General features: G+C 63.1%; 1 pseudogene. It reads left to right on the top strand.

Annotation, left to right across the window (positions count from 1 at the left end):
* A pseudogene (locus HNQ59_RS19050) lies at positions 1–3,647 on the top strand (RHS repeat protein); the annotation flags it as partial.

Below are 3,647 nucleotides of genomic sequence, written 5' to 3'. Positions count from 1 at the left end.
CGTTTCCAGATTGCATCAGACAACACGGTTACCGAAAACCGTTACGACAGTTTCGGCAATATTCTCCAGCAGATCCGGTATGCCAAGCCGGTGGTGGGCACTTGGACAGATGAAAGCAGCCTGAAGGCCTTGTTGCAGGCTGATGCACAAGACCGCAGCAGCCGCAGCCTGTATGACACTGCCAACCGGTTGCGTTACAGCGTGGATGCGCTGGGCTATGTCAGCGAGCGGGTCTATGATGCGGTGGGGAATGTGGTGCAGGTCACCGACTATGCCCAACCGGTGGCCAACGGCTGGACGGATGAAGCCAGCCTGCGGGCATTGCTGAAGGCCGATGCGGGTCAGGATCGCAGCCGTTTCACTGTCTACGACTCAGCCAACCGTGGCCGTTATCAGATTGATGCGCTGGGCTATGTCACTGTCAATCACTATGACAATCTGGGTCGTCTGATTGGGCTGACCCGGCATGCCAAGCCGATCAGCCGCCCGGCGACCCTGACCCTGGACAGCCTCGCCCAGGCCATCGTGGCCGATGCGGCCAATGACCGCAGCCAATACACCGTGTTCGACGCCATGGGCAAGCCACGCTATGAAATCGATGCGGAAGGCTATGTCAGCGAAACCCGTTACGACGCCTTTGGCCGGGAGATCGAGCGTATCCGTTATCAAGAGCGGATCAGCATCGGCCTGGGCAATCTGGACGAGGCCAGCGTACAAGGCAAGCTGCAGGCGGGCTGGCCGGGCAATGTCAGCATCCGTACCGGATATGACCAGGCGGGCCGGGTCACCCAGGTGATCGATGGTGAGGGCATCGTCACCCGCACCGAATACGATGCCTTTGGTCGCAAGCAGCGCGTCATTGTCGGCGAGGGGCGTGCTGATGCCAGCGCCACCCGCTACCAATATGACAACCGAGACCTGCTGCTGGCCGAGACCCGGGGCGATGGCACCGCCGCCGCCTCGACCGTCCGCTATGAGTACGACGCCTTTGGCAACCGTACGGCCATGATCGACCCGATCGGCGTGGCCTTGCTCACCAGTGATGCGCAATGGGCCAAGGCCGAGCGTCAGCAAAGGGGGAAACCCATCGAGGCGGCCCAGTTGCGGCCATCGGACCAAGCCGACCTGCTCAAGCTGTACACCACCCAATACCGCTATGACCAGAACAACCGGCGCATCGCCACCATCGATGCGCTGGGTCAGACCAGCCAAGTCAGCTACACCGCCTTTGGCGAAGAGGCCAAGTTGACCGATGCCCGGGGCTTTGTCACCTGGCATCACTATGATGCCAATGGCCGCCGCCGCTTCAGCATCGATGCCGAGCGGCAGGTGAGCGAGACCCGCTACAACGCCTTTGACGACGTGATCGAACAAATCCGCTACGACCAGCGGGCGCAGGGCGAACTGAGCCGGGGGGTGCAGATTCTCAATGGCAATGAGCCGCCCCCGGCGGATCGGGCCTGGCTGCGGGCCAACGCCGCCTTCGACGACCGCCAACAGACCGAGTGGGACCGGCTGGGACGCAGACTGGGCACCCTGGATGCTGAAGGCCGCTACGATGGCGCACTGGACAACCAAGGCCAACATGCGCGGGATGCCTTCGGCCAAGCCAGCCAATCGGTTAACCGTGCGGGCGGCATCACCCGCTACCAATACGACCGCCTGGGTCGCCTGACCGAAGAAACCCAGGCCGCCCGGGCGCAGAATAGCGCTGGGCAATCCGTCGATGTCATCAACCGCTACCAGTACGACAGCCTGGGCAACCGCACCCGCAGCATCGAGGCCCACGGCCTGCCGGAACAACGTATCACCGACTACCGCTATGACAAAGTGGGCCGGCAGACGCACCAGATCCGCGAAGCATTCGCCACCTTCGATGCGGGCAGCGGCCAGCGCGGCACGGTCACCCCGGTCGACGTCACCCGTTATGACGCAGCGGGCCGGGTGATCGAACAGATCAAGCAGGGCCACTGGCAGAATGACCAGGTCACGGGCGGCGCACGCACCGTGTGCTGGTATGACGCCATCGGCAACAAACTGGCCCAAGTCGACCCGATGGGCGCCATGACCAGCTGGGAATACAACCTCAGCGGACAGCCGATCTACCAACTGCGCCATGACAGCACCGTCACCGTCGGGCCGCGTGACGCCACCACCGCGATCCCGCAACCCACCGTCCGCGCCAGCGACCGGGCCGAGCGTTACCGCTATGACACACTGGGGCGCCGCACCGACACCATCGTGGACAACCAGCTGATCCATGACACCAGCGACCCGAGCAAAGCCGGGGAAACCCGTGCGCAGAATCTGGAAACCCACCTGGTCTACGACGCCAGTGGCAATGTGATCGAAGAACGCGATGCCCGGGGCAACAGCACCTACCACTGGTATGACAGCCTGGGTCGCAAGATCCTGTCAGTAGACCGGGAAGGCTACCTGACCAGCTGGGACCACCATTACCGCGAAACCCCCAGCGACCCGGACAACCTGCGGCGGCTGGAAACCCGCCACGCCCGGAAACACCCCGGCCCGGTGGCGGGCAAGACCGCTGCCGAGATCCTGGCCAACCGGATCGCCGACCCGATCAACGACCGGGTCACCGTCACCACCCTGGATCGCCAAGGGCGGGTCAAGGAAGTACGCATCCGTGGCGTGGAATTCGACCGGATCGTGGACACCAACACCGGTACCAGCACCCTGACCCCGGGCAGTGGCCGGGGTGCCCAGGCCGACGCCATCACCCGTTACACATACGACGGCCTGGGCAACGTCACCCAGATCAGCCAACTCGCCTCCACCAGCAACCAAGGCGAGGTGTGGGAAACCACCGACCTGACCCTGGACAACTGGGGCCGTGAAACCCGCCGCCTGGCGCCTGGTTACCAATCCGGCAGCCAATTCCTGCGCCCCCAGACCGACACCCGCTACGACGGACTGGGCCACATCCAGCAACTCATCCAGCGCGGGCTCAACCAGGCTGACCGGGTTGCCACCTATCGCTACATCGGCGACCGACTGGTCGAACTGCAAGCCACCGACCGCGCCACCGAGCGCTATGAACATGATGCCCTGGGCCACACCAGCCGCAAGACCCTGGTCGATGTACAAGACGCCGACGGCAACCGCAGCCAACTGATCACCGAATACCAGAACGACCAACTGGGCCGGGTGATCCGGCAACGGGACGTGGGCACGGGTGAAGTACGGCGGGTGCAGTACAACAGCTTCGGAGAGATCAGCGGCAAAGCCCTGGGGGACGGCGAGTGGCAGGAACGCATCGCCTACAACCGGCAGGGCAAGATCTGGAAGAGCAATAGCCAAGGCGGCGTGACCAAGCTCTACCAATACGACCAGAACGGCAATGTGACCCGCGAGCTGAGCTCGATCGGGCAGAACCTGGACACCGTCGCCAGCGAAACCGACCTCGCCCAGCTCAATGATGTGATCTATCGGATCAGCCGCTATGACAAGCGCGATCAGCTGACTGAAACCATTGATCCGCGCATGGACATGACCGAGACTCAGTCACAGGTCAACAGCCTGTACAAACAGGTCTGGCAGAAGGAGCTATTTGGCGATATCAACTCCACACCCTCCAGCAACACGCCGCTGAAGGCGAACCCGCCATCCGTGCCGACGACCCTGCT

This window comes from Chitinivorax tropicus, assembly GCF_014202905.1.
GTDB lineage: Bacteria > Pseudomonadota > Gammaproteobacteria > Burkholderiales > SCOH01 > Chitinivorax > Chitinivorax tropicus.
Note: the sequence above shows the minus strand (reverse complement) of the source record. Positions and strands in the feature narration are given on the sequence as shown.